The sequence below is a fragment of the Geomonas propionica genome (genome assembly GCF_016458235.1).
Taxonomy (GTDB): domain Bacteria; phylum Desulfobacterota; class Desulfuromonadia; order Geobacterales; family Geobacteraceae; genus Geomonas; species Geomonas propionica.
In genome coordinates this window covers 64,540-86,805 of record NZ_JAEMHK010000004.1, presented here as the reverse complement: position 1 = coordinate 86,805, position 22,266 = coordinate 64,540, and the positions used below count along the sequence as shown (strand labels likewise).

20 protein-coding genes are annotated in these 22,266 nt (G+C 61.3%); 17 read left to right on the top strand and 3 right to left on the bottom strand.

Annotated features, from left to right (window positions below; all coding sequences use genetic code 11):
- The first annotated feature begins 20 nt into the window (after positions 1-20).
- The 4 genes from JFN90_RS06870 to JFN90_RS06855 all read left to right on the top strand — a co-directional run bounded on the left by JFN90_RS06870 (position 21) and on the right by JFN90_RS06855 (position 3,175).
- Complete coding sequence (locus JFN90_RS06870) at positions 21-1,472, top strand: ammonia-forming cytochrome c nitrite reductase subunit c552 (protein WP_199394376.1); 1,452 nt, start codon at positions 21-23, stop codon at positions 1,470-1,472.
- Positions 1,473-1,715: 243 nt separating this feature from the next.
- Complete coding sequence (locus tag JFN90_RS06865) at positions 1,716-2,282, top strand: HPP family protein (protein WP_199394375.1); 567 nt, start codon at positions 1,716-1,718, stop codon at positions 2,280-2,282.
- Between the two features lie 102 nt (positions 2,283-2,384).
- The gene (locus JFN90_RS06860) at positions 2,385-2,771 is read left to right on the top strand and encodes a DUF6982 domain-containing protein (RefSeq protein WP_199394374.1); all 387 of its coding nucleotides are present in this window, start codon (positions 2,385-2,387) and stop codon (positions 2,769-2,771) included.
- A gap of 8 nt (positions 2,772-2,779) precedes the next feature.
- Complete coding sequence (locus tag JFN90_RS06855) at positions 2,780-3,175, top strand: HIT family protein (RefSeq protein WP_236018903.1); 396 nt, start codon at positions 2,780-2,782, stop codon at positions 3,173-3,175.
- Here JFN90_RS06855 and JFN90_RS06850 read toward each other — a convergent pair.
- Positions 3,172-5,400, bottom strand: coding sequence for a thioredoxin domain-containing protein (locus JFN90_RS06850; RefSeq protein ID WP_199394372.1), 2,229 nt, complete (start codon positions 5,398-5,400; stop codon positions 3,172-3,174). The genes JFN90_RS06855 and JFN90_RS06850 overlap by 4 nt on opposite strands.
- 193 nt (positions 5,401-5,593) lie before the next feature.
- On the opposite strand from JFN90_RS06850, the gene JFN90_RS06845 reads away from it, so the two are divergent.
- Positions 5,594-6,097 carry a MarR family winged helix-turn-helix transcriptional regulator gene (locus tag JFN90_RS06845; RefSeq protein WP_199394371.1) on the top strand — a complete coding sequence of 168 codons (504 nt, stop codon included), beginning with the start codon at positions 5,594-5,596 and terminating at the stop codon, positions 6,095-6,097.
- 15 nt (positions 6,098-6,112) lie between these two features.
- Positions 6,113-7,381 (top strand): MFS transporter, encoded by a 1,269-nt coding sequence (locus JFN90_RS06840; protein ID WP_199394370.1) that lies wholly within the window; start codon positions 6,113-6,115, stop codon positions 7,379-7,381.
- Positions 7,382-7,467: 86 nt separating this feature from the next.
- Here the strand turns inward: JFN90_RS06840 and JFN90_RS06835 are convergent, their stop codons facing one another.
- Positions 7,468-8,022 (bottom strand): ferritin, encoded by a 555-nt coding sequence (locus tag JFN90_RS06835; protein ID WP_199394369.1) that lies wholly within the window; start codon positions 8,020-8,022, stop codon positions 7,468-7,470.
- 246 nt (positions 8,023-8,268) lie between these two features.
- Between JFN90_RS06835 and ylqF the strand changes: the two genes are divergently transcribed.
- The 4 genes from ylqF (at position 8,269) to JFN90_RS06815 (ending at position 14,067) form a co-directional block, all read left to right on the top strand.
- Positions 8,269-9,183: a ribosome biogenesis GTPase YlqF gene (gene ylqF, locus JFN90_RS06830; RefSeq protein ID WP_199394368.1), complete on the top strand. Its 915-nt coding sequence runs from the start codon at positions 8,269-8,271 to the stop codon at positions 9,181-9,183.
- A gap of 4 nt (positions 9,184-9,187) precedes the next feature.
- Positions 9,188-10,996: a transporter substrate-binding domain-containing protein gene (locus tag JFN90_RS06825; protein ID WP_199394367.1), complete on the top strand. Its 1,809-nt coding sequence runs from the start codon at positions 9,188-9,190 to the stop codon at positions 10,994-10,996.
- Positions 10,993-12,408 carry a sigma-54-dependent transcriptional regulator gene (locus JFN90_RS06820; RefSeq protein WP_199394366.1) on the top strand — a complete coding sequence of 472 codons (1,416 nt, stop codon included), beginning with the start codon at positions 10,993-10,995 and terminating at the stop codon, positions 12,406-12,408. Before JFN90_RS06825 ends, JFN90_RS06820 begins: the two co-directional genes overlap by 4 nt.
- Positions 12,409-12,735: 327 nt before the next feature.
- The gene (locus JFN90_RS06815; RefSeq protein ID WP_199394365.1) at positions 12,736-14,067 is read left to right on the top strand and encodes an anaerobic C4-dicarboxylate transporter; all 1,332 of its coding nucleotides are present in this window, start codon (positions 12,736-12,738) and stop codon (positions 14,065-14,067) included.
- Between the two features lie 152 nt (positions 14,068-14,219).
- Here JFN90_RS06815 and JFN90_RS06810 read toward each other — a convergent pair whose 3' ends face one another.
- Positions 14,220-15,092: a bifunctional 5,10-methylenetetrahydrofolate dehydrogenase/5,10-methenyltetrahydrofolate cyclohydrolase gene (locus tag JFN90_RS06810; protein WP_199394364.1), complete on the bottom strand. Its 873-nt coding sequence runs from the start codon at positions 15,090-15,092 to the stop codon at positions 14,220-14,222.
- Positions 15,093-15,518: 426 nt separating this feature from the next.
- Here JFN90_RS06810 and JFN90_RS06805 point away from each other — a divergent pair, with 426 nt between their 5' ends.
- The 7 genes from JFN90_RS06805 to JFN90_RS06775 all read left to right on the top strand — a co-directional run bounded on the left by JFN90_RS06805 (position 15,519) and on the right by JFN90_RS06775 (position 22,257).
- On the top strand, positions 15,519-16,064 hold the full coding sequence (locus tag JFN90_RS06805) for a helix-turn-helix domain-containing protein (RefSeq protein ID WP_199394363.1): 546 nt from the start codon (positions 15,519-15,521) through the stop codon (positions 16,062-16,064).
- A 19-nt stretch (positions 16,065-16,083) separates the two neighbouring features.
- Positions 16,084-17,280, top strand: coding sequence for a saccharopine dehydrogenase family protein (locus JFN90_RS06800; protein ID WP_199394362.1), 1,197 nt, complete (start codon positions 16,084-16,086; stop codon positions 17,278-17,280).
- Positions 17,281-17,304: 24 nt separating this feature from the next.
- Positions 17,305-18,435, top strand: a complete 1,131-nt coding sequence (gene nspC / locus JFN90_RS06795) for a carboxynorspermidine decarboxylase (RefSeq protein ID WP_215906730.1) — start codon at positions 17,305-17,307, stop codon at positions 18,433-18,435.
- 42 nt (positions 18,436-18,477) lie between these two features.
- On the top strand, positions 18,478-20,385 hold the full coding sequence (speA, locus tag JFN90_RS06790) for a biosynthetic arginine decarboxylase (RefSeq protein ID WP_199394360.1): 1,908 nt from the start codon (positions 18,478-18,480) through the stop codon (positions 20,383-20,385).
- A gap of 238 nt (positions 20,386-20,623) precedes the next feature.
- Positions 20,624-20,818 (top strand): GSU3473 family protein, encoded by a 195-nt coding sequence (locus JFN90_RS06785; RefSeq protein ID WP_199394359.1) that lies wholly within the window; start codon positions 20,624-20,626, stop codon positions 20,816-20,818.
- Between the two features lie 239 nt (positions 20,819-21,057).
- Positions 21,058-21,666, top strand: a complete 609-nt coding sequence (locus tag JFN90_RS06780; RefSeq protein WP_199394358.1) for a YceI family protein — start codon at positions 21,058-21,060, stop codon at positions 21,664-21,666.
- Positions 21,667-22,029: 363 nt separating this feature from the next.
- Positions 22,030-22,257, top strand: a complete 228-nt coding sequence (locus tag JFN90_RS06775; protein WP_199394357.1) for a hypothetical protein — start codon at positions 22,030-22,032, stop codon at positions 22,255-22,257.
- Positions 22,258-22,266: the final 9 nt, after the last annotated feature.

Genomic DNA, 22,266 nt, shown 5'->3' with positions numbered 1-22,266 from the left:
TCAGAACAGAGGAGAATGTGATGAAGATGCTGCGAGGATGTGTGGTCATGGCGGTGGCGGGGGTGGCCCTGGCGGGAGCCGGCTGCTCCCCGAAGAAGATCGAGGTTTCCGAGGTGCGCCCGGCCATTGCGGACGGGACCGTGGACCCGGCCGAGTGGGGCAAGCTCTACCCGAAGCAGTACCAGCTCTGGAAGCAGACCTCGGAACCGACCCCGGCCGGCAAGAGCAGGTACAAGAAAGGGTGGGACGTCGGCGAGGAGAACCCGGACAAGATCGACGAGTACCCCTTCCTCGCGCTTCTGTACAACGGCTGGGCCTTCGGCACCGAGTACAAGGAGCCGCGCGGGCACTTCTACATGGTGCAGGACCAGCTCGAGGTCGATCCCGGCCGCTACAAGGCCGGCGGCTCCTGCCTGACCTGCAAGACTCCCTACGCCTCGACCCTGCAAAAGCAGCTCGGCCGTGACTACTTCGCCAAGCCCTACCAGGAAATCCGCGCCAAGATCCCCAAGGGAGACCAAACCCTCGGCGTCGCCTGCATCGACTGTCACGACAACCGTGACCTCTCGCTCAGGATCTCGCGCGGCTTCACCTTGGGCAAGGGGCTGGAAAAGCTGGGCGTCGATCAGTCCAAGCTGACCAAGCAGGATCTGAGGACCCTCGCCTGCGCCCAGTGCCACGTCACCTACAGCATCCCCAAGGATGCCGATATGAAGTCGACCGACGTCTTCTTCCCCTGGGACGGGAGTAAGTGGGGTGGCATCACCATCGAGAACATCATCAAGAAGCTCAGGAGCAACAAGCCGAGCGGGGAGTGGACCCAGAGCGTCACCGGCTTCAAGCTGGCCTTCATCCGTCACCCCGAGTTCGAGCTCTTCTCCAACAACAGCGTACACTGGCAGGCGGGTGTCACCTGTGCCGATTGCCACATGCCGGCGGCTGAAGTCAACGGGCAGAAGGTGTCGGACCACCGCATCATGAGCCCGCTCAAGAACGACCTGAAGGCGTGCAAGCAGTGCCATGAAGAGTCCCCGGAGCAGATGCGGGAGAAGATCTTCGCCATCCAGGACCGGGTCATGTCGCAGTTCATCCGCTCCGGCTACGCCACTGCCACCGACGCGAAGCTCTTCGAGATGGCACACAAGGCACGGGCTTTCGGCAAGCAGCTCGATGAAACGCTGTACGCCCAAGCCAAGGACCACTACGAGGAAGCCTTCTACCGCGTGGTCTTCATCGGGGCTGAGAATTCGGTCGGCTTCCACAACCCCGAGGAGGCACGGCGGGTCCTGACGGATGCCCTGTCCCACGCGGCGGCCGCCGAGCGACTGTTGCGCGAGCTGCTTGCCAAGGCAGGGGTGGAAGTACCTGCCAAGGTTGACCTGGAGTTAGCGAAGTACCTGAACAACCGCGGCGTGAAGAAGCTGATGTTCAAGCCGGAACAGGAGATAAAGGATCCATTCGCTGGCAAGTAGCCGGCAATTACGGGGGCGGCGCCTGGGTGGGCCGCCCCTGTTTTAATCCAGGGCTGTTTACCGCTGTCCCTTCCGATGTTTTTACCAAGATGCAGGCACGTACCCCTCGCCCTTTGGGAGAGGGTGGCCGAAGGCCGGGTGAGGGCGCTGCCATCGCCAATGGATGTTGCCAGATCGACTCCCTTACCCCGACCCTCTCCCGGGGGGAGAGGGTCGGGGTAATTCAATGACAGGAGGAAAAGTTTGAAACGACGTCTTTCCGTGGTGATGCGGAGAAAAGTGGCTATCCGCAAGAGGCTGGCGCGGGTGCCGCGGCGCTGCCGGGCCCCCATTCGCGGTACGCGCGCTCCCATGACGCTGCGCTACGCGGCTTGGAGCTTTGTCAGCGCCATGGCCGCCCTCCTCGTCATCAGCGAACTGACCATCCTGCTGGGCCATCCCCTGCTGATCGGTTCCCTGGGCGCTTCGGCGGTGCTCCTGTTCGGGGCGAACGAGTCTCCGCTGGCGCAGCCGCGCAACCTGATCGGCGGCCACGTCGTCTCCGCCCTGGTGGCGGTGGTCGTGGTCGCGCTGTTAGGGTCGACGCCGGTTAGCATGGCCGTTGCCGTCTGCACCTCCATTTTCCTCATGAATCTGACCCACACCACCCATCCCCCCGGCGGGGCGACCGCCCTGATCGGTGTGCAGGGGGCGGTGGGGCCGTCGTTCGTGCTGCTCCCGGTCCTGACCGGGGCGCTGATCCTGCTCGTGGTGGCCTGTTTCACCAACAACGTCGTCTATCACCGTTCCTATCCGCGCCACTGGCTGTAACCCAAGCAAAACTACTTCTAATTGTTCACAGTTTGTGATAGTAGGAAGTGTCTTTGGTTTACAACATGAATCTGCATTGATGTACGAAGGGAGAGGTTGCCGGTGATAGCAAAGATCGTGGTTCGTTATGCCGATGGCAATGTCGTTAAGGGTACCACCGAGGACCTTGCCGCCAACAAGATGCTATTTCATCTCACTGAAGCTGAGACCGCTAAACGCTATGAAGTGAACGTGGAGCAGTTGAAGGCCATCTTCTTCGTCAAAAGCTTTCAGGGGAATCAGGAATACCAGGAGCGTCTGGACGTGGAGAGGGTGGGGCTGGGGAAGAAGATCAAGGTTTCCTTCAAGGACGGCGAAACCCTGGTCGGCTACACCCAGGGCTTTTCACCGGCACGCGCGACCTTCATCGTTTTCCCTTGCGACCCCGACAGCAACAACGAAAAGGTTTTCGTGGTGACCGCCGCTGCCGAAAAGGTGGAATTCGTATAGAGGGGATGATGACCGAAGCAACTTGTCCTTTCTGCCGGATCGATCCCGCGCAGGTCCTGCTGGAAAACGAGCTGGCGTTCGCCTTCCACGACGGCTTCCCGGTCACCGTGGGGCACACCCTCGTCATTCCCAAACGGCACGTCGCGTCATTCTTCGAGACCACGGCGGAGGAGCAGGCCGCTCTCTTCGACCTGGTGGGGAAGATGCGGGAACTGCTCCTGGAGCAACATGCCCCGGACGCATTCAACATCGGCGTCAACGATGGGGTGGCGGCAGGGCAGACGGTGCCGCACCTGCACATCCACCTCATCCCCCGTTATGCCGGCGACACTGAGGATCCCCGCGGCGGGGTCCGTTGGATCATGCCGGTGAAAGCCCCCTACTGGAAAAAGGACCAGCGCTAGCCCGTTTCCTTAAGCTGCCGGTAGAACTCCTCCGGGTCGCTGGTCGGGCGCTGGCAACTCCTGTTCTTGCACAGATACGCCACCGCCCGATCCCCTTCCGCAACTTTCCCCTCTAGAAGCGGAATCAGCCGCTCCGCCTGCCGCAACTCATCTCCCTCACATACGACCACCAGCACCCGGTTCGGGAGGAACACCCGCCGGAACCCGGCCAAGAACGGCTCGGCCATCTCCGGCCTCCCTACCGGCGCCACGATCACCACCTCCTTGGGCGTCTGCTGCTGGTAATCGACGGCCAGGAGCATTTCCGAGAGGGCTGCTGGGGATCTCGCCAACTGCGTGGCGAAGGCGGACAGAGCACGTTCCGCCTGCTCCTGCAGGCGCACAGCACCGGTAAGGGTATTCAGGCGCAGCAGGTTCCTCACCATCACGGAGTTACCGGAGGGAATCACCCCGTCGTAGGCGGGCTTTTCCCGCGAGATGAGCTGTTCGTGGTGCGGACCGGTCATGAAGAAGCCACCCCGCTCGCGGTCTTCGAACTGCTCCACCGCCGCCGCGCAAAGTTCAAGCGATCGCTCCAGCCAGCGCAGATCTCGGCCCGCCTCGGAGAGGTCGATGAGCCCAGCAATCAGGAAAGCGTAGTCATCCAGGAACGCCTCCCCTCTGGCGATCCCCTCCTGGTAGCTATGGCGCAGTCTCCCGTCATGCATCATGTTCTGCATCAGGAATCCCGCCGCCTTGGCCGCGGTCTGGACCAGCTCGGGGTTGTTCAGCACGAGCCCGGCGCGGGCGAAGGCGGAGATGGCGAGACCGTTCCACGATGCCAGGATCTTCTCGTCCCTCAAGGGGAGCGGCCTCTTGGCGCGGGCGCGGTACAGGAGTTCCCGGCAGTCCGCCAGCGTGAGCTCGAGTTCCTGCTCGGGGCGCTTCAACTCGGCCGCCAGTTCCGCCACGCTCAGGTCGCGGTGCAGAATGCTGCGCCCCTCGAAGTTCCCTCCTCGCGTCACCCCGTAGCAAAAGGCCACCAGGTTGCCGCGCTCCTCACCCAGCGCGTCGATCAGCTCTTCCGGAGTCCATGTGAAGAAGACGCCTTCCTCGCGGTGACCCTCGGGGCTCAGGCTGTCGGCATCGGTCGCGCTGTAGAAGGCTCCATCTGGCGCCTGCATGTCGCGCTGCAGGTAGCGCAGGATCTCGCGCGCCACCTTGGCGAACTCGGTGCGCCCGGTCGCCTGGAACCCCTCCAGGTAGCTCACCGCGAGCAGGGCGTTGTCGTAGAGCATCTTCTCGAAGTGGGGGATCTGCCAGGCGGTGTCGGTCGCGTAACGGTGGAAGCCGCCTCCGGCCTGGTCGTATATCCCCCCGGCCGCCATCTGCTGCAGGGTCAACTCCGCCATGGCGAGCAGCTGACGGTCGCCGCCGGTCTGGTAGCGGCGCAGCAACAGCCCGAGCGGCAGGGAACTGGGGAACTTGGGCGCGCCGACCAGCCCGCCGTTTCTGTCGTCGAACCGGTCCCGGTACAGCCGTGCCGCCTGGTCCAGGGAAACCTCCTGCCAGGACTCCTCTCCTTCGGTCGGCGCCAGCATGGTGCGGATCGCCTCGGTGAGCTGCACGCCGGCGCGGCTGATCCTATCCGGCGCGGCGACGAAGCTTTCCCTGATCCGCATCAACAGGGACAAAAAGCCCAGGCCGCCAGGATAGTCATTGGGTGGGAAGTAGGTGCCGCCATAGAAGGGTTTGCGGTCCGGGGCGACGAAGACGTTCAGGGGCCATCCCCCCTGCAGCCCCATGGCGTGCACTGCGGTCATGTAGACCGTGTCCACGTCCGGCCGCTCTTCCCTGTCCACCTTGATGGCGATGTAGTGGCGGTTCATGAACTCGGCGATGGTTTCGTCCTCGAAGGATTGCTCCTCCATGACGTGGCACCAGTGGCAGGTCGCGTAGCCGATGCTGACCAGGACCGGCCGGTCCAGTTGCCGCGCCAGCTCGAAGGCCTCCTCCCCCCAGGGGAACCAGTTCACCGGGTTGTGGGCGTGCTGCAACAGGTACGGGCTTGTTTCCAGGAAGAGGCGGTTGGTGTACTTGGCCCACCCCTCCGGGAGCAGGTGCCGGGTGCGCGGGCTGTAGGCGGAGCCGCGGCGCTGGCGCAGAATTTCATATTGTTCGAGCGGGGGGGCGGGGACGCCATCGGTTCCCGGGAGCTGCTGGTAATGATCGGCGAAGTTGGACATGGTTTTGCTCCGTCATGTTTGGGCTGTTGCGGGCTCTAGGCTTCCGGCACGGCGTGGTTCCCGGCGCGAAAGGTTTAACTTTATCATGTTTCATGGCAGCGGCGATGCCAGCGCGGCCAGCGCGGAGCAAGAAACAGTTGACCGGATGATGCGCGAATGTTATATGCGTGTATATGCACGCATAGGAGGCGTTATGGATGCGATGACTCAAGCACCTTCCGTCAGGACCAAAAAGAGACCGACCGACCAGCCCAGCGTCTGCAGTTGTGTCAACCTGCGCCGGGCCTCGCGCGCCATCACCAAGGTGTACGACGACGCCCTGCAGTCGGCTGGGCTCAAGGTGACCCAGTACTCGGTGCTGGTGAACCTCTCCCGTTCCGGCTCGGTCAGTGTTAGTGCGTTAGCCAGGATGCTCAGGCTGGACCGGACCACGCTGGTGCGCAACCTAAAGAGCCTGGAGCAGGCCGGCCTGGTCGAAGGGGCAGCATCGTCCGATTCGCGGGAGAGGGGGGTGAGCCTGAGCGAAGCAGGGCGGGCGGCGGTGGCGCAGGCGCGGCCGCGCTGGACCGAGGCGCAGCGGTTGATCGAACAGCGGCTGGGCGTTGACGGCGTGCGGCAGCTCGGGGAGTTGGTTGTGGCGCTGGAAGGAATGGCCGGTCAGGATGCGGTGACGGCGGACTCCGTCGAGTCCGAGTAGGGGAGGGAAGTAGAGATGGCAGCCTCGAGAAAGTTGCACTACGCCTGGTTTATCATGGCCATTACCTTCCTGACCCTCCTTACCACGGCCGGGATCAGGTCGACACCCGGTATCCTCATCGTGCCCCTGGAGCACGAATTCGGCTGGTCACGCGCCACCATCTCGCTGGCGGTCTCGGTGAACCTGCTCCTCTACGGCTTGATGGGACCCTTCGCCGCCGCCTTCTTCGATAAGATCGGCGTGCGACGCACCATGGCCGTCGCGCTGTTTCTGCTCGCCCTCGGGGTCAGCGCCACCACCTTGATGACCCGCCCCTGGCACATGGTGCTGATCTGGGGCGTGGTGGTGGGGTGCGGGGCGGGCATGACCGCGTACAGCCTGAGCGCCACCGTGGTGAACAGGTGGTTCAAGGAGTCGCAGGGAACGGTGATGGGGGTATTGACGGCCAGTGCCGCGACCGGGCAGCTCCTCTTCCTGCCGCTGCTGGCCCAGCTGTCGCACCACCATGGCTGGCGCGCCGCCGCCTTCGCCACCGCCGGGGCGGCCCTCGTGGTGTTCCCCCTGGTGCTTTTCATCATGCGCAACCATCCGCAGGAGGTGGGGACCTCGCGCTACGGCGCCGAGGCTGACGAGCCGGTGCCGGTGGCTTCTGGGGAAAATCCGTTTCGGGTAGCGCTGTCGGGGCTGCAGCGAGGCGTGCGCAGCACCGACTTTTGGCTCCTCGCCGGGAGCTTCTTCATCTGCGGCGCCAGCACCAACGGCCTCATCGGCACCCACCTGGTGCCTGCCTGCGTCGACCACGGCATCCCGGAGGTCCAGGCGGCGGGACTGCTCGCCTTCATGGGGATCCTCGACCTCTTCGGCACCACCCTGTCGGGATGGCTCTCCGACCGTTACAACAGCCGCTACCTCCTTTGCTGGTATTACGGCCTGCGCGGGCTGTCGCTTTTGGGACTTCCCTTCGCGCTCTCGGGGCCGCAATGGAGCCTCTCCGCCTTCGCCATCTTCTACGGCCTGGACTGGATCGCCACGGTGCCTCCCACGGTGCGGCTCACCGCCGAGGCCTTCGGCCGGGACAAGGTCGGGGTGATGTTCGGCTGGATCTTCGCCAGTCACCAGGTGGGAGCCGCGCTCGCCGCGACCTTTGCCGGCACCGTGCGCACCTACCTCGGAGACTACATGATCGCGTTCCTGCTCTCGGGAATGATCTGCCTGCTTGCGGCGGGGTTGGTGCTGAGGATAAACAAGAACAGGCTGCCGGAGCTTGCGCCCGAGGCAGCCTGAGAGGGGACTGGCTCCGCAGGTGCCGGTCCCCCTTCGTCTGCTGAGGTTGCCTGAGGCAGCCGAGATCGGCTGAGGCGGCTTGAGGATCAGCCGATGCGGGACTGTCTGCCGCAGTCCTGCATGGCGAAGAATAGCTGGGTATGGCGGTTGGGGAGGCGCTGGGGGAGTTCGCCCCGCTGGTGACTGCGCCGCGGAGGAGAGGCAGCAGCAACCTCGGTCCGCCCTCCCTTAAGGTATTCGGCGGTGATCTGCTTGAACTCTCTGCGGGCGACGGCCAGCGCGGCATCGAAGAACCGGCACAGAGCGGGCTCTTTGAAGCATCGGCAAAAAGTGGCGTAGAGGTCGATGCTGAAACGCTTGTCGAGCAGGGCCTGGTGCAGGTGGTTGCCCGGCGCCGCGCTCCGTTCCATGGCGGCTGGGACCCGCACCTGCGGTCCCCCCGGATCGATTTCCCTCGCCTCCCGGTGGGGCAGCTGCTGCAGCAGGGCTTCGATGTGCCGCGACTCTTCCTGCGCGAGCCGCTCGAAGAAGGTTTTTTGCATCAGTTCCGTTGCCGCCATGGCGCCCCTGCGGTACAGCATCTCGCTGTTCCGTTCCATGTTCACCGCCAGCCTGATCGCCTCTGCCAATAGCTCTTTCATCGCTCGTTCTCCTGCTGCGGCGTCTTGTCGCCGCCGTTAAACCTGCTCCTTTCCAAAGATGTGAAATTTTTAACATTTGCAATGCTAGCGTTGCTGGCAACCTGAGTCAATCGGGTTAATATTAATGCGTGGACCCTGTGATCCACATGAGAGGGAAAGGTAGCGCAAGCGGTGTGGTATTTTGAGCGGCAACTGTGCTATGGTGTCGCGTTGTGTCGTGATTTCAGTATTGCCAAGGAAATATAGATGACGATTAAATGGTACCCCGGCCACATGAGCAAGGCGCTCGAACAGATCTCGGAACTGGTCCGCAAGATCGACCTGATCATCGAGGTCCTCGATGCACGCCTCCCGTACTCCAGCTCGAACCACCTGCTGGAGCAGGTGCGCCGGAACAAGCCCTGTATCAAGGTGCTGAACAAGAACGATCTCGCCGACCCGGCCGTAACGAGGGCGTGGGTGCAGCATTTTCAGAAGAGTGCGGGCGTGCGCGCCCTGCCGCTGGTCGCAAAGAATATCCCCGAGGTGAAGAGCCTCGTGAAGCTGTGCAAGCAGATGGTGCCGCAGCGCGGCAACCCGGGCTATCCGATTCGCACCATGGTGGTGGGGATTCCCAACGTTGGCAAGTCGACGCTGATCAACACCCTCGCGGGGAGAAGCATCGCCAAGGTCGGGGACCGCCCGGCCGTGACCATGCGTCCGCAGCAGATCCCGCTCAACAACGGCATCCTCATCTTCGACACCCCCGGCCTGCTCTGGCCCGCCATGGACGATCAGGGGGGCGCCTACCGTCTGGCCGCCAGCGGCGCCATCGGCGCCAATGCGCTTGACTACACCAATGTCGGGGTCTTCGCCGCCGCGTACATGATGCGTCGCTACCCGGAACTTTTGAAGGAGCGCTACAAGCTGGCCGAGCTCCCGGAGGGTCCCCACGAGGTGGTCGAGGCGGTGGGACGCTGCCTGGGCTGCATCATGAGCGGCGGCGTAGTCGACGTGCACCGTGCCGCCGAGACCTTCCTGCGCGAACTGCGGGCGGGCAAGGCGGGGCGGATCAGTTTCGAGGAGCCCGGGACCCCGGAGGATGTCGAGGCGGAGTTGCTCCGTTTCGCGGGCATCGAGGTCGCAGAGCGGCACCAGCAGGCACTGACTGTGCCGGAATAAGACCATGCCAGACCGTCCGCTTCGGACCAGCCTCGTGCGCATCGCCATAGGGCGGCTCCTCCTGGCACCCCAGCCGGGGAGGGGCTGCCTCCTCCTTGCCCTTGTCGTCCTCTGTTTTCTTGCTGCCCCCTCCCTGGTTGTCGCGGCCGGTTCGGCCGCCGCCGCACAAGTCCGCACTGTCGTTGTCGGCGGCGACCGGGATTACCCCCCCTACGAGTTCATCGACCGCTCCGGCCAGCCCGCCGGCTACAACGTCGACCTGACCCGCGCCATCGCCGAGGTCATGGGGATGAAGGTGGAATTCCGCCTGGGGAACTGGGCGGAGATGCGCGACGCGCTCCAGGCCGGGCGCGTGGACGTGCTGCAGGGGATGTCCTACTCCGCGGAACGCTCGGACGAGGTCGATTTCTCCGTCCCGCACGCCGTCGTGAATCACGCCATCTTCGGCCGCAAAGACAACCCTTCTGTCAATTCCTTGGAGGAACTCAAGGGAAAGACGGTTGCGGTACATCGCGGCGGTATCATGCACGACTACCTGATCCGGCAGGGAGTGGGAGGGAAGCTCACCCTGACCGATACCCCCGCCGATGCCCTGCGCCTGGTCGCCTCGGGCAAGGTCGAGTACGCCGTGGTGGCCATCGTCCCCGGCATGTACATGATCCGCGAGCTGAAACTCACCAACCTGGTGCCGGTGGTGCGCAACGTCGCAACGCAGCGCTACTGCTACGCGGTCGACAAGGGAAACGCGGAACTGCTGTCGCGCTTCAACGAAGGACTCGCCATCCTCAAGAAGACCGGTCAGTACGACGCGATCCACAACAAGTGGCTCGGGGTGGTCGATACCACGCCGATCGACTTGTGGACCATCATAAAATACGCCGCGGTCGTAGTTGTGCCGCTCTTCCTCCTTTTAAGCGGCTTTGCCCTCTGGTCCCGCACCCTGCACCGGCAGGTGGCCCTGCGCACGGCGGACCTGACCCGGGAGATCGCGGAGCGGCGCCAGGTCGAGGAGGAACTCCGGCTCAACCAGCAGCAGCTGGTGCAGGCGGACAAGATGGCGGCGCTGGGCGTGCTCGTTTCCGGCGTGGCGCACGAAATCAACAACCCGACCGGGATCATCCTGCTGGAAGCCCCGATCCTGAAGCGCTTCCACACTGACGCCACCAAGATCCTGGAGCGTTACTACGAGGAAAACGGCGATTTCATCTGCGGCGGGCTGCCGTACTCCAGGATGCGCCAGGAGGTGCCCAAGTCGCTGGAGAAGATCCAGGATGCCGGGAAGCGCATCAAGCGGATCGTGGACGACCTGAAGGACTTCGCCCGCCAGGACAGCACCAGCGGCAACGAGGTCATCGATCTGAACACGGCGGCACAGGCCGCGGTGCGGTTGGTGGAGCCGACCATCCGCAAGGCGACCCGCAACTTCAGCGTCGGCTACCGCAAGGGCCTTCCCCGGGTGCGTGGCAACCGGCAGCGCATCGAGCAGGTGCTGGTCAACCTGATCCTGAACGCCTGCCAGGCGCTCCCCGACCCTGAGCGCGGCATCGAGCTCATCACCTGGCACGACGCCTTCCGGGACACCGTGGTGCTCAGGCTGCGCGACGAGGGGGCCGGCATCGCGCCCGAGCACCTGTCGCGCCTGACCGATCCCTTTTTCACCACCAAGCAGGACCAGGGCGGCACCGGTCTCGGGCTTTCCGTCTCCGCCGGCATCGTCAAGGAGCATGGCGGCACCCTGGAGTTCCAATCCGACGAGGGCGGCACCACGGTCACCCTGACCCTGCCCGCCCATCACAAGGAGGCTACTGCGTGACCGAGACCCTCTACCCCGATTTCGGCGTCCTTTTGGTCGATGACGAACCCGACTGGCTCGGTTCCCTGACCCTCACCCTGGAGACCGCCGGGGGGATCAACAACATCACCACCTGCAGCGACAGCCGGCAGGTGCTCTCGATTCTGGAAGAGAAACGCATCGGCCTAGTCATGCTTGACCTCACCATGCCGTTCCTCTCCGGAGAAGAAGTGCTGGCCCAGATCGCGGAACGCTACCCGGACATCGCGGTGATCATCCTGAGCGGCCTGAACCAGCTGGAGACCGCGGTGCGCTGCATGCGCCTGGGCGCCTTCGATTATTGCGTCAAGACCGACGAGGAAGAGCGCATTGTCGGGAGCGTCTTGCGGGCGATCCGGATGGTGGAGATGAGAAGCGAATTCCAGGAGGTGTCGAGCCGCTTGATCTCGCGCGAGCTGTCCCACCCGGAGGCCTTCTCCGCCATCGTCACCGCCGACCGCGGCATGCTCGACGTGTTCGCCTATATCGAGGCGGTGGCGAAAAGCCCGCAGCCGCTGTTGATCACGGGGGAGAGCGGGGTAGGGAAGGAGCTGATCGCCCAGGCGGTGCACCGCCTGAGCGGCTGCCGCGGCAAGCTGGTCACGGTGAACGTGGCGGGGCTCGACGACACCGTCTTCGCCGATACCCTGTTCGGACACGTGCGCGGCGCCTATACCGGTGCGGATCAGGCCCGGCGCGGCATGGTGGAAGAGGCCAGCGATGGCACGCTCTTTTTGGACGAGATCGGCGACTTGAGCATTCCCTCGCAGGTGAAGCTGTTGCGCCTTTTGCAGGAGCGCGAGTATTTTCCGCTGGGGTGCGACCTCCCCAAGCGCCTCAAGGCCCGCATCATCGTAGCGACGCACCAGAACCTGTCCGCCAAAGAAGGGGAGGGGAAGTTCCGCCGCGACCTGTACTATCGCCTGCGCACGCACCGGGTGCAGATCCCGGCGCTCAGGGAGCGCCGCGGCGACATCCCGCTTCTCTTGGACCACTTCCTGGCCGAGGCGGCCGAGGCGCTGGGCAAGAAGAAGCCGACGCCCCCCAAGGGGCTTGCGCAGTTTCTCTCTACCTACAGCTTTCCCGGAAACGTCAGGGAGCTGAGGGCGATGGTGTTCGACGCCGTCAGCGTGCACCGCGACCGGATGCTCTCCATGGACAACTTCGTGAAGGCGGTCGAGTCAGCGCAGGCCGAGGCGGGCCCCTCCGCTGCGGCTCCCCCAAAACAGAATCCCTTCAGCGGCTTCGACGAGCTTCCCACCTTCAGCGATGCAGCCGCATTCCTGGTCCAGGAGGCGCTGGCCCGCGCCAACGGCAACCAGACCCTCGCCGCTCGGCTGCTGGGGATCTCCCAGCCCGCCCTCAGCAAGCGGTTGAAGATGATGCACTCGTAAATTTAGGGCGGTTCCAGAAACTGCCGGCGCCACCGCTGCCACCCCTCATGAAGAGGCATAACCTTCGGTTATAATGATAACCGCGCGTTATATCCGCGCTTAAACTATTGAAAACACATGTATTTCACCCTGCAGATATGAGATGCCATAGCCTCCGGTTATGGCATTTTTGTTTTCGGGTTGCGGCGTTGCAAGGGATATTCCCTGTATAACCGAGGACTTATATGAAATGTGAATCTTGGCATCATGCCTGCTCTACCACGGTTAGATAACGACGCGAGGCATCATCCTCGCCAAAGCTAACCAGGAGCAACATAGGAGGTCGTCATGGCAGCGATGTTCTGGATCCAATTCATACTCGTACTCGGCGCGGTGCTGATAGGTATCCGCAAAGGCGGCGTGGCGCTCGGTCTGATCGGCGGCCTGGGCGTATCGGTGCTGGTGCTCGGTTTTCGCAGCGCCCCCTCGGAGCCCCCCATCGCCGTCATGCTGATCATCCTCGCGGTGGTCACGGCGTCGGCAACCCTGCAGGTGGCGGGTGGCCTGGATTATCTGGTGCAGTTGACCGAAAAACTGCTTCGGGCCCATCCCAAGTACGTCACAATTCTGGCCCCGCTCTGTACCTTCTTCCTGACCGTCTGCTGCGGCACCGGGCACGCGGTCTACGCGCTGCTGCCGGTCATCTCTGACGTCGCCATTAAAACCAAGATCCGCCCCGAGCGCCCGATGGCGATTTCCAGCGTCGCCTCCCAGATGGGGATCACCGCGAGCCCGGTGGCCGCCGCTGTTACCTTCTTCCTGGGCTTCGCCGCCAAGGCCGGTCACCCCGTCACCCTGATCGACATCATCTCGGTCACCATGCCTGCCGGCATCATCGGCGTGCTGGCCGCCGCAGCCTGGAGCTTCAACCGCGGTCTCGAACTCGACAAGGACCCCGAATTCCAGGCCCGCCTGCAGGATCCGGAATTCCGTAAGAACCTCGATGCCGACGTGACCACCCTGGACAAGAAGATCTCAACCGTCGCCAAGGTTTCCGTGGCGCTGTTCTTCGCCGGCGTGGGCACCATCATCCTGATGGCCAGCTGTCCGTGGCTGCTCCCGCTGGCCGCCGACAAGAAGCCCATTCCGATGACCACCGTCGTGCAGTTCATCATGCTTGCCTACGGCGCCTTCATCCTCTTCGCCGCCAAGGTCAAGGCCAAGGACATTGCCCACTCGAGTGTCTTCATCGCCGGCATGATCGCGGTCGTCTCCATCTTCGGTATCGCCTGGATGAGCGATACCTTCATCAGCGCCAACAAGAAGTACCTGATCGACAACATCGGCATCATGGTCAAGATGGCACCCTGGACCTTCGCCATCGCCACCTTCTGCATCTCCGCTTTCGTCAAGAGCCAGGCGGCTACCCTCGCCATCACGCTGCCGCTGGGCCTTGCCCTGGGGCTTCCGATCCCGCTGCTGCTCGGGCTTATGCCTGCTAGCTACGCCTACTTCTTCTTTGCCTTTTACCCGAGTGACCTGGCCGCCATCAACATGGACCGCACCGGCACCACCAGGATCGGCAAGTTCCTGTTGAATCACAGCTTCATGATTCCTGGTCTGATTGGCGTAGGCGTCTCCACGGTGGTCGCCTACACCATCTCGCAATTCATTCTCTAAAGCGCTTAACAGGGATAAAAGGGATAAAAGGGATAAAAGGCAAGATAAGAAACATAAATAGGTAGTCTGCTACAGAAAAGGGTCCTGGCGCAAATGCCGGGACCCTTTTCGTTTTCAACGTAGAACATAGAACGCGGAACGTAGAACCTGTTTTAGGCCAGCTCGAAGTTGTTTTGGTAGGCGGCGAGCGTGTTGATCATGAGGGCAGCCACGGTCATGCGTCCCACGCCGCCGGGGACCGGGGTGATCCACTCGCACTTGGGCGCCACGGCGGCGAAGTCGACGTCGCCGACGAGCTTGCCGCTTTCCAAGCGGTTGATGCCGACGTCGATCAGCGTTACGCCATCCCGCACCATGTCCGGGGTGACGAAGCCGGGGATGCCGACGGCGACAATGACGATGTCGGCGCGGCGGGTTTCCTCCAGCAGCAGTTCGCGCGGGGTTTCGATGTGGGTAAGGGTCACCGTGGCGTTGCCGATGTCAAAATCGTTGGAGAGCATGATGGAGATCGGCTTGCCCACGATGTTGGAACGCCCGATGACAACGCAGTGTTTGCCTGCTACCGGTACCTGGTAGAACTGCAGCAGTTTGCAGATGCCGTAGGCGGTGGCAGGACGAAACGCCTTTTGCCCCAGCGCCATGCGCCCGAAATTGGTGGGGTGGAAGCCATCGATGTCCTTGTCTGGGGATATGGCGTTGATGACGCGCTGGGCGTTGATCTGCTTGGGAAGCGGCAGCTGCACGATGACGCCGTCGGTGGAGTTGTCCTCGTTGATCTCGGCGATAAGCGCCAGGAGTTCCTTTTCCGACACCGTTTCGGCGAGGCGGATCAGGTTGCTGTCGAAGCCCGAGAGCGAGCAGGTGGTGATCTTCGATTTGACGTAGGACTCGCTGGGCGCGTGGTTTCCCACCAGGATCACCGTCATATGCGGTTTCCTGAGCCCCGCGTCGACGTGGCGTGCCACCTGTTTCGCGATGCCCACAATCAGGCTATCAGCGCACTTCTTGCCATCTAAAAGGTTCATGCTGTGTCCTCTGTATGGAGTTAGCCTCGGCCAGGGAGAGGGAAAAGGGCCGATCTACGAGTAGTAGCACAAAAAAAGTCTCGGCTCAACAGCTAGTTAGCGTGAATCGGTATACGTTAAGCCAGGTTCAGTAGGGGGGCGGGGAGACCTCGCTCCGCGCATGTCATGGCCAAGTGCCGCGTCATTGGTGGCGTCGGTGTTTCGGTACCCGGGTGGCTAAAGGAAGGATGTGTATACGCATTGTTGATGTGCGTGCATTACGTAAACCCACGATAGATCGGTAGGTTGCAAAATCAGGAAGATTAATTAGTGTTAAAGGTTAAACAGGAAGTATACCATTACTAAACTTTTTGTTGACAAAAAAGGGGCAACGCAATACATTGCAAAAATACAAAAGGTTTACTGTTACTAAACCGGGGAGGACACTTGAAAATCGGTGAGAGGTTGAAGAGGCTCAGGATGGCCAATTCACTGACTCAGGAAGAGCTGGCCAGCCGCGCCGATCTGACCAAGGGCTTCATATCCCAGTTGGAGAACGATGCGACGTCTCCGTCCATCGCGACGCTGAAGGACATCGTCGACGTCCTCGGCACCAGCATGCAGGAATTCTTCAGCGAAGAAGTCGACCAGGACATCGTGTTCGGAAAAGATGCCCGGGTGCAGGCGACGGACGACGGCGACAACGTCAAGGTGGAACTCCTGGTGCCTGGCGCGCAGAACCGTGAGATGGACCCGGTGCTGGTGACGCTCGATCCCGGAGGGGAGATGGACGAACAGCCCATCCACGAGGGCGAGGAATTCGGCTTCGTCATCTCGGGCAAAGTTCAGTTGCGCCTGGACGACAAGCTGTACACCGTGGACAAGGGGGAGTGTTTTTATTTCTCCTCCGACCGAAAACATGCCGTTAAGAACGTAGGAAAAAGCGCGGCGAAGCTGCTCTGGGTTGTTACACCTCCAACGTTTTACTATTGATGAGAGGAGAAGAAGTCAAATGAGCAAAGTATTGATTATCGGGGCAGGCGGCGTAGGTGGGGTTGTTACGCACAAATGCGCTCAGGCAACCGGCGTGATCACCGCTATTACCCTCGCTTCCCGTACCGAGTCCAAGTGCCGTGCCATTGCGGACCAGATAGAGTTCCCCATCGCCACCGCGCAGGTGGATGCCGACAACGTGCCTGAACTGATCCAGCTGATCAAGCGCGAGCAGCCCAAGCTCGTCATCAACGTGGCACTGCCGTACCAGGACCTGACTATCATGGACGCCTGCCTGGTCTGCGGCGTGGACTATCTCGATACTGCCAACTACGAGCCGCTGGACACCGCCAAGTTCGAGTACAGCTGGCAGTGGGCCTACCAGGACCGCTTCAAGGAGAAGGGGCTCATGGCCCTTCTGGGCTCCGGCTTCGACCCGGGCGTCACCAACGTCTATACCGCTCTCGCTGCCAAGAACTACCTGGACGAGGTGCACGAGATCGATATTATCGACGCCAACGCCGGCAACCATGGCCAGCCCTTCGCCACCAACTTCAACCCGGAGATCAACATCCGCGAGGTGACCGCTCCCTGCCGTCACTGGGAGAACGGCGACTGGGTCGAGACCGCGCCGCTCAACACCAAGCGCGTGTTCGACTTCCCGGACGGTATCGGCCCGATGAACATCTACCGCATGTACCATGAGGAGATGGAGTCGCTGGTGAAGCACATCCCGACCATCAAGAAGGCCCAGTTCTGGATGACCTTCTCCGACAACTACCTGAAGCACCTCGAGGTGCTGCAGAACGTCGGCATGACCCGCATCGACGAGGTGGAGTTCAACGGCCAGAAGATCGTGCCGCTGCAGTTCCTGAAAGCGGTGCTGCCGGACCCGGGGAGCCTCGGGCCGCTCACCAAGGGGCGCACCTGCATCGGCGTCATCGCCCGCGGCATCAAGGACGGCAAAAGGAAACAGGTCTACATCTACAACATCTGCGACCACGAGGCGTGCTACCGCGAAGTGAAGAGCCAGGCCATCAGCTACACCACCGGCGTGCCCGCTGTCGTGGGCGCCATCATGATGCTGACCGGCAAGTGGCGCGGCGAAGGCGTGTTCAACATGGAGCAGTTCGATCCGCAACTGTTTATCGAGCAACTGGGCCCGATGGGCCTCCCCACCGTGGTAGTCGACGGTGGCGACTGGGCGGAACTGTAAGTGACCAAACTGCACGTAGAAGAAATGACGCGGCTCGCCCCGTCCCCGGCCTTCGTGGTCGACCTGGGGCGGCTGCGTCACAATTTGGCCATACTCGACGAGGTGCAAAAGCGCAGCGGCGCCAAGATCCTGTTGGCGCTCAAGGCATTTTCCATGTGGAGCGTCTTCCCGGTCATCGCGCAGACGCTGCACGGGATCTGTGCCAGTTCCCCCTGGGAGGCGCGTCTGGGGTGCGAGGAGTTTGGAAAAGAGGTGCACAGCTTCTCCGCCGCCTTCAAGGAAAGCGACGTGGCGGAGCTCCTCACCACCTCGAACCACCTGGTGTTCAACTCGTTCAACCAGTTGGAGCGCTTCCGCCCCATGTGGGAACAGTACGCGGGCCGCGTCTCCGTTGGTCTCCGGGTCAACCCCGGGCATTCCGAAGGGCACACGCCGATCTACGACCCGGCGGCCCCGAAGTCGCGCCTGGGCATCCTGCGCTCCGAGTTCGAGGGTAAATCGCTGGCAGGCGTAGAGGGGCTCCATTTCCACACCCTGTGCGAGCAGCTCTTCGACCCCCTGGAGCGCACCTCCAAGGTCTTCGAGGAGAACTTCGGCGAGTTCCTGCCGCAGATGAAGTGGCTGAACCTGGGCGGCGGGCACCACATCACCCGCGAGGGGTACGACATCGACGCCCTGGTGGAGCTGGTGCGCTACTACCGCGAGAAGTACGACCTCGAGGTTTATCTCGAGCCGGGCGAGGCCATCGCCATCGGCACCGGCATCCTGGTCTCCGAGGTGCTGGACGTGGTGCACAACGAGGCGGACATCGCCATCCTGGACGTCTCGGCCACCTGCCATATGCCCGACATCCTGGAGATGCCTTATCGTCCCGACATCGAGGGAGGCTTCCTTCCCGGTGAAAAGGCGCATGACTACCGCTTGGGCGGGCCTTCGTGCCTGGCTGGCGACGTCATCGGCGACTGGTCCTTCGACCATGAGCTGGTCCCGGGGGAGAAACTTGCCTTCCTGGACATGTCGCACTACACCATGGTCAAGACGACCACGTTCAACGGCATTCAACTGCCGCATATCTGTACCTACGAGCCGGAGACCGGGGCATTGCGCGTCGTGCGCAGCTTCGGCTATGAAGATTTTAAGAACCGTCTGTCGTGATGACTGTCAACATCCCACTTTGCTGAACATGGTGAACTGAATATGGCTAAATGGACCATCAACGATTCCTCCAAGATCTATAACATCGACAACTGGGGCGCCGAACTCTTCTCGGTCAACAAGAAGGGTAACGTCTGCGTACATCCGACCCCCAATTCAAAATACTCCATAGATCTCAAGGTGCTGGTCGACGACCTGATCAAGAGAAAGATCAAGCCGCCGATCCTTCTGCGCTTCATGAACATCCTGGAGGGGCGTATCGCCTCGATCAGCCGCGTGTTCAAGAACGCGATTCACGACAACAACTACCCGGCCAAGTACCAGACCTTCTACCCGATCAAAGTGAACCAGCAGCGCCAGGTGGTAGAGGCGATTGCCAACTTCGGCAAGAAGTACAACATCGGCCTCGAGGTCGGCTCCAAACCGGAGTTGGTGGCTGCCATCTCCATGGTGACCGGGAGCAACCTCCCCATCATCTGTAACGGCTACAAGGACACCGAGTTCATCGAAACTGTCCTCTTCGCCACCCGCGTCGGCTACGACATCACTATCGTGGTGGAGAAACTCTTCGAACTGGAGAAAATCGTCGAGGTGGCCAAAAAGACCGGGATCACGCCGAAATTGGGCATCCGTGTCAAGCTCTCCTCCAAGGGGATCGGCAAGTGGTCCACCTCCGGCGGCGACGACGCGAAGTTCGGCCTGCGCATCTCGGAGATCATCGCGGCCATCGACATGCTGCGTGAAAACGGCATGCTGAACTCCGTGAAGCTGCTCCACTTCCACGTTGGCAGCCAGATCACCAAGATCGACAAGATCAAGAACGCCCTGATCGAAGGGACCAGGATTTACGCGGAGATGCGCAAGCTCGGCGTCGACCTCGAGTTCCTGGACATTGGCGGCGGCTTAGGCGTCGACTACGACGGCTCCAAGTCGAGCTACTTCTCCAGCGTCAACTACTCGCTCGATGAGTACGCCAACGACGTCATCTACCAGGTGAAGAACATCTGTGACGACGCCGGCGTCCCTTGCCCGAACATCATCTCCGAGTCGGGCCGCGCCACCGTCGCGCATTACTCGGTATTGATCACCGACGTTTTGAACAACAACACCCAGACGCTCATGCCGGACTTCGAGTTCATCCTGACCGAGACGGAGAAGCTCTCACCGACGGTCAAGAAGCTGGTCGACATCTACAAGAGCATCGACAAGCATTCGCTGCGCGAGGACTACCACGACACCATCCAGCTGATCCAGGAGTCGGTGAGTCTCTTCAACCTGGGCTACCTGAACATGGCCGAGCGCGCCAACGCCGAATGGATCTACTCCAAGATCATCAGGAAGATCAACTCCATCGTCGAGAAGATGAAGCCGATCCCGGACGAGTTGCAGAACTTCCAGCTGAGCCTCAGGCAGACCTACTTCGCCAACTTCTCGCTGTTCCAGTCCATCCCGGACTCCTGGGCCATCGATCAGCTCTTCCCGATCGTGCCCATCCAGCGCCTGGACGAGAAGCCGGACGTCCTGGCCTCCATCGCCGACATTACCTGCGACTCCGACGGCGAAATCACCAGCTTTGTGGGTGAGAACGGCAGGACCAAGGCGCTGCCGCTGCACAAGATCAAAGGGGACGAGCAGTACTACATCGGCTTCTTCCTGATTGGCGCCTACCAGGAGATCCTGGGCGACATGCACAACCTGTTCGGCGACACCAACGCGGTGCACATCACCTTCAACAAGAAGACCAACTACAAGATCGACACGGTCATCACCGGTGACGCCACTTGGGAGAGCCTGAAGTACGTGCAGTACGACGCCCAGGAGATACTGAAGCGGGTCAGGAATAACCTGGAGAAGGACGTCTCGCTGCAGAAGGTGTCCATCGAGGAGAGCAGCCACTTCCTGGAACTCTTGGACAAGACGCTGCAGTCCTACACCTACCTCGGTGAATAGTTCCAGCTTTTTTTAAAGTTTCATTTTTTGCTGTCGATACTGTACAGGGGAAAGCCGATTGGTTTTCCCCTGTTACTGTTTTAGGGCACGCCACCTGTCTCTCAGCGTTGGCCGCTCCCGCTGTCTAAAATTTGGACTTATTCAGTAACCTGTGCTAAAGTTTGAAACCGGTAGTAAAAGCAAGGAAGGTTGTTTCAACCGCGGCTTGCCGCGCGCATCTCGAGTTATGGAGGACGTAATGCTTATTCAAGTGAGCTACGACGACAACAAGTACGACTACGTCAAAGACTTCATGCTGGAGAAACTGATCCAGTCCGGCGCCATAGCCAGTTTCAAGCGCAGGTCCGGGTGGGTTCGCATCGGCGTGGACCCTGTTCGCGCGCCGCGCCGCAAGCCGTACATTGGCGAGGAGAGAAGGGGAGCCGCTGCCTGATCCGACCCATTGCGCTTGCCGCTGCCTTGTCCCGGCTGAGGCTTGACTGAACCAGTCCGCTGTCCCTTTCAACACACCCTTCCGACTCCCTTCCCATGCCTGGCACGTCTGCCACCATCCTCTCACTCCCCCCGCGTAATTCTCATTATGGACAAACAGGACCTTAATGGTATGATTGTGCTGTTACACGACATCATATCGTCGTTTGGTTGTACCAAGTGACAAAGAGGAGGATCACCATGATCAGATTGACAGTGACCCGGGTAGCAGGTTTGTTCACGGCGGTGTTTCTTTTCGCAGCACCTGTGCTTGCCTCGGCTGCCACCTGGAACATAGACTCCGACCACAGCAACATAGGTTTCAAGGTCCGCCACTTGATGGTTTCCAACGTCAAGGGGGTGTTCGGCAAGGTTTCGGGCAGGGTCAACATTGATGACAGCGACCTCAGCAGGTCATCGGTCACGGCCACCATCGATACCACGTCAATAGACACAGGGGTCGTCAAGCGCGACGCCCATCTCAAGAGCCCCGACTTCCTGGACGTCGCCAAGTACCCCACCATGAGCTTTGTTTCCACCGGACTGACCAAGGGGAGCGGTGGTAGTTTCAAAGTCTTGGGCAATCTCACCCTGCACGGGGTGACCAGGCCGGTGGTTCTCGATGTGGAAGGGCTCTCGCCTGAGATAAAGGATCCTATGGGGATCCCCCGGCGTGGCGCCACGGCCAGCACCACCATCAACAGGAAGGACTTCGGGCTGACCTGGAACAAGATGATGGAAGCGGGAGGAGTAGCGGTTGGCGACGAGGTGAAAATAAGCATCGAGGTTGAGTTGACCAAGGCCAAATAACACCCGAGTCACGGGACAGGTCGATCAGGGGGCGTCTCCGCAAGGGAGGGGCCCCCTTTCCTTTTTAAACCTTGAGCAGTGGCCGCATGCGGCGTTTATACACCCGGCTTATGTACGACAAAGGCAGTGTTTTTAAGGTGTTGAAGCAAAGCGTTGAGGCTGACGGCGGCAAGCGGGGGCGTGGGTGTATGAAAAAAACATACTATCAGTACCGCCGCAGGATCGCCCCGCAACTGCCTCCATGTTTAGAAGTGCTGCGATTTCAGTGTGTTGGGGCTGAATCCAGGCAGACGCCCGGTCTGGCATGGATGATGCTCTTCATGAATCCAGCAGGCTAACAACCGATCCTAAAAGGAGGATGTCATGAGAGCGAAAGCACCTATCACCTCGATCATCGCAACAGTCGCATCGGCAACGTCGGCTTTTGCCGCTAACGGTGCGCAGGCGGATGAGCCTGGCATCCTTGTCTGGGCTTTCATGGGCTTTGCCGCAGTCATCGTCGCGGGCCAGATGGTTCCTGCAGCCATGCTGGTCATCGGCGCGATGAAGGCGCTGTTTGGCAAAACGGAGGCTGCCAAGATGAAGGCGTAACAAGGGTGT